A 3943-nucleotide genomic window follows, 5' to 3' on the forward strand; every position below is an offset into this window, starting at 1 on the left:
ATTATTTGAAAGAACATAGCTTCAGCAAATCCCTCACGAGGTTAACTGTATGCTTTTCTTCAGAGTGAACAGTCAATTACTCTGATGGGATTCTCACCCACTGGATCACCACAGCTTCGTGGCACACCAACGTCTCGTATAAGAAAAGTAGGGCAGGTGATAAGCGATACGTTTCGGTTTATTACTTAGCTAAATATAAATATTTTGTTTTTATCTTTTCTTCTATAAACGCCAAATTTTATATTTAGCGGACTTTGTTAATATTCACAGAACTTTCGATTTACCACAAAGGCTCTATGTTTTCTTATACATTGTTCTAAGCCGTTTTAATTTTTAGATTTTATTAAAAGTAATATACTCTGTTCTTTCGAGGATAATAAAGTGTCTTTTACTTTGTAAATTATTTTATATTTTTCCCCGTTATCTATTACAAAACCATCCTTTATAGTTGTTTCTCTTCTATCTCTTGATATTTTATAAGAATCAATTAAAACACTATCATCTTCTAATTCTTTTCTTGAATAAGTTAGCATACTTTCTGCTTTTGCGATATCAACTTCCAATAAATCTAAATCTTTATTATATCGTTCAATTTTTTTTATAAAAACGGTATTATTATCAATTTTTCTAATTGACTCTCTATTATAAACAATATTCTCTCCTTCAGGAATTAATTTGCCAGAGGCAACTTCATTAAAGTCAAATTGTCCACTACAAGATGATATAATTAATAAAATAAATAGGATACTATTTTTTCGTAAAAATAACATTATTTGGGATAGTTTTTTCATCTCTCTTTTCTATTATTATTCTAATATGATTAGGATTAGCTTTGCTCTTTTTTGCTCGTTCCCAGATAGTGTTTATAACTTTTTTTGTTAGTTGGTCAGAAGTATTTGTCGGTGAATTGTTATCATTAACAATACCAAAACATCCCTCAGAAGCTGAGATAGAATGGCCATAATTTTCATTGTCATAACTACCCCCTACATGAATCATAACTCCTCTTGCGATATCTTCCTTGAATCTATAGTCCAAAAGCAATGCGTCTGGTCTAGCTTGCGCATGCATTTGTTCTGAATCGCTTTGCATTAATTTTATTGCAGGTGTATCATTCTTTTTTGGATAAGCACTCATGTATTTTCCTGAATAATGATTTATTTTACCATTTTTGGGTTCAAATGACATATTTGAAAGAATCATTGTATTTCCTTTATCATTACCTGGTATAACAGCGGCAGCATCTCGAGCAATTGAAAATTCCATTTTGAAAGTAGTATCTTCATTATCGGTAACTAAAACTTTATACAAATCAACATCAACATATTGAAGACCTCCGCTATAAGAACCTATAATTTTTTGTTTTACTTTTTTACCTGTTTTTTGTTTAGTAATTCTTATAATTGGGTAATCATCTATAATTTCTATTTCTGCGGTTTTAGTTATTCCAGCTACTTCTAATTTAAAAATATTCTTACCCATATCTATACTTGCTGTTTAATTGCTTCTAATTCTATTTTTTCGATATTAATACCTATTTTATAACTACTTAATGTATCATCAATTAAGATTTCGCCATTATATTTAAAATCAATTGTTTGGTTATCCAATTTGATGCTTAAAAATTCATCAATCATATTTTTGGTATGAATATTAAGTAATATTTTATCGCCAGCTAAAATCTTTTTTAAACGTATATTATTTAAATCTGTTATATAATAATCAATAACTTCTTTCTCTTCTTTTTCTTCTTCTCTAACAGTAATGGGAACATTCTTTAATTTTAAATCACTTTTCTTCCAGAATTTAGCAAATATTTCTTGTCCATTATTAATCATAATGGCAGGAGAAATGCTAAAAGAAATTGTATAAGGTTGATCATTTATTGTGTTTAGGTGGTCTTTGCTCTTGATACAATAACAATCTAATAGCTCTATAGCTCTACTTTTTCCTGTACCATACCTTGATGAGATGATAAGTTTACAGTTTTTCATCATTTTTGGGTCAATTACCCATTCAAATATGACTATATCTTTATCTCCTTCTATAACTAAATCAAATATACCCCCATTTGGTTTTGCACAAGGCCGACCTGTATAATCAGTTTCTTGAGTTAGAGTAAATTTACAATCTAATACGTTATAGATTTTGTCTTCTAAGTGCAATGTCATTTCTATTGCCATATCTTATTTTAAAATTTAAGGATTAGTTATTTTGTTGCTCAAATGGCTTAGAACGTTAAATATATGGCAAGTTGGGCAGAAAATAAGCGATTCATTTCCGATTAAGCACTTAGCCAAAACTTTTGATTTTGTTTTAATTTTTCTCTTTTAATACCAAATCAAAAGATTTGGCGACTTTGCAAAAAAACAACTACCTTTCGATTAATCACTAATCGCCCTATTTGCTATATATAGTGTTAGCAAATCGGCTTTATTTCTTTACTGATTCTTCAAAATCTAACTTAATTAATTCCCATACTTTTTCCTTGTAGCAGTTTGGCGTAAAATCATTCTCTGCTGTAGAAAAATCAACAACCTTTACTAATATTTCATCTTTAGAAGCCCCATAAGGATTTCTTTTGAGGTAAAAATCTATCATTTCATCTAGTGTGTAAGTTTCTAATAGCTCATGAATATCCCAAAAATCTTTTTTTCGTCCACCATTAGCTATTACTTCAAATTTCATTGCAGCCACTTCTTCAATACTTGAAAACCTAACATTTTGTTCAAGAATACAAGGGAAAACAAAAGGATCTGTATAAAATAAATCCAATTTTACTAATTCATTTTCATTGTTACCAATAAAATAGGACTTTCCCATACCAACTAGATCAACTAATGGCATGTCTACATAAGTAAAGGTTTCATTTAATTTAGCTTCAAGTATAGTAAAGTCAATACTGCCATATTCAGCGTCTGTAAATAAATCTATATCAATTGATTCTCTATGACCAATTTGTAGGCTTAGTGAAGTACCTCCAACTATTCTAAAACTATTAAACTCGTCAATAGACATTAATTGCTTAAGAGAATTCCAAAGTAAATCAGAAACAGTATTCAAATACAATTCCATTTTGTTATATTAAATTATGTTCAATAATATTCTTTTCAAAAGAAGGTAAGTGACTTTTTTTTATTGATTTTATTTCCTTGGAAATATTTTTTTTTCCGTAGAATGAAATGATCTCATTTATTTCAGTTTTATTTCCCCTTTCTAAAATTCTTTTTATAACGGCTTTCTTATTTTTGTTCCAATCAATTTTATTAAAATCAGTGTCCCAAAAAATTATTCTTCTTATATTATTAATATTTGGTGTGTTTTTTATTTCAGATTCTGATAGTAATTTTACGTCATAACTTGCCTGTAATATCATGAAGTAATCTTTATCTGTTTTAAACTCTTTTGATAGTTTAATAGAAAGTTTTGGGTTGATGTCTCTTCTTTTATTGAGAATGGCACTTATTGTTTGTCTGTGTTCACCAATAGTGTCAGCTAATTCGCAACCTTTTAAATTTCGTTTATTTAACTCCCATCTTAATAGTGTGCCAGGATGTATTCCTTTAATTTTATTTAATTTTGGTAACATAATTCATGTTTTATGGTAAAATACAAAATATTTTATTAGTAAACAAAAACGTTTACATTAAATAAACAATTTTGTTTACTTAAAAATCAAAAATCATACCAATCTTATACTAATGAGGCAGCTGTTTGCGTAGAGTAGAGCCTGATAGCTCTGCCTTATTATTATCTGTTTAAAGATATTAATATTTTAGAACTATCAGTGCCCCCTTCATCAAACCGTACGTGAATTTTTCCCTCATACGGCTTACCGATAGAGTTCTTCATTGCGCTTTAGAAATTGTTTTCAAGCGAGCATACTTTTCTATATCCAATAGCTTATAACATTTCACTAGTGTTTCATAGGGATGCTGGCGAA

The 3943-nt window shown here is 28.9% G+C and carries 5 protein-coding genes; all 5 read right to left on the reverse strand.

Annotation, left to right across the window (positions count from 1 at the left end):
* Positions 1–326: 326 nt before the first annotated feature.
* The 5 genes from F0000_RS26550 to F0000_RS26570 all read right to left on the reverse strand — a co-directional run bounded on the left by F0000_RS26550 (position 327) and on the right by F0000_RS26570 (position 3589).
* Complete coding sequence (locus tag F0000_RS26550; protein WP_149627725.1) at positions 327–791, reverse strand: hypothetical protein; 465 nt, start codon at positions 789–791, stop codon at positions 327–329.
* On the reverse strand, positions 748–1482 hold the full coding sequence (locus F0000_RS26555) for a hypothetical protein (RefSeq protein ID WP_149627726.1): 735 nt from the start codon (positions 1480–1482) through the stop codon (positions 748–750). The genes F0000_RS26550 and F0000_RS26555 overlap by 44 nt, the downstream gene beginning before the upstream one ends.
* Before the next feature lie 2 nt (positions 1483–1484).
* The gene (gene tssD, locus F0000_RS26560) at positions 1485–2183 is read right to left on the reverse strand and encodes a type VI secretion system tube protein TssD (protein ID WP_149627727.1); all 699 of its coding nucleotides are present in this window, start codon (positions 2181–2183) and stop codon (positions 1485–1487) included.
* Between the two features lie 250 nt (positions 2184–2433).
* Positions 2434–3063 (reverse strand): nucleotidyl transferase AbiEii/AbiGii toxin family protein, encoded by a 630-nt coding sequence (locus F0000_RS26565; RefSeq protein WP_255452910.1) that lies wholly within the window; start codon positions 3061–3063, stop codon positions 2434–2436.
* 16 nt (positions 3064–3079) lie between these two features.
* Positions 3080–3589: a helix-turn-helix domain-containing protein gene (locus tag F0000_RS26570; protein ID WP_149627729.1), complete on the reverse strand. Its 510-nt coding sequence runs from the start codon at positions 3587–3589 to the stop codon at positions 3080–3082.
* Between the last annotated feature and the right edge of the window lie 354 nt (positions 3590–3943).

This window comes from Aquimarina sp. RZ0 (assembly GCF_008370685.1).
Classification (GTDB): domain Bacteria; phylum Bacteroidota; class Bacteroidia; order Flavobacteriales; family Flavobacteriaceae; genus Aquimarina.

Bases quoted from the DNA above. Each gene is read 5' to 3' on its own strand.
- F0000_RS26550 (WP_149627725.1), bottom strand. From the start codon at position 791: ATGAAAAAACTATCCCAAATAATGTTATTTTTACGAAAAAATAGTATC.
- F0000_RS26555 (WP_149627726.1), bottom strand. From the start codon at position 1,482: ATGGGTAAGAATATTTTTAAATTAGAAGTAGCTGGAATAACTAAAACC.
- tssD (WP_149627727.1), bottom strand. From the start codon at position 2,183: ATGGCAATAGAAATGACATTGCACTTAGAAGACAAAATCTATAACGTA.
- F0000_RS26570 (WP_149627729.1), bottom strand. From the start codon at position 3,589: ATGTTACCAAAATTAAATAAAATTAAAGGAATACATCCTGGCACACTA.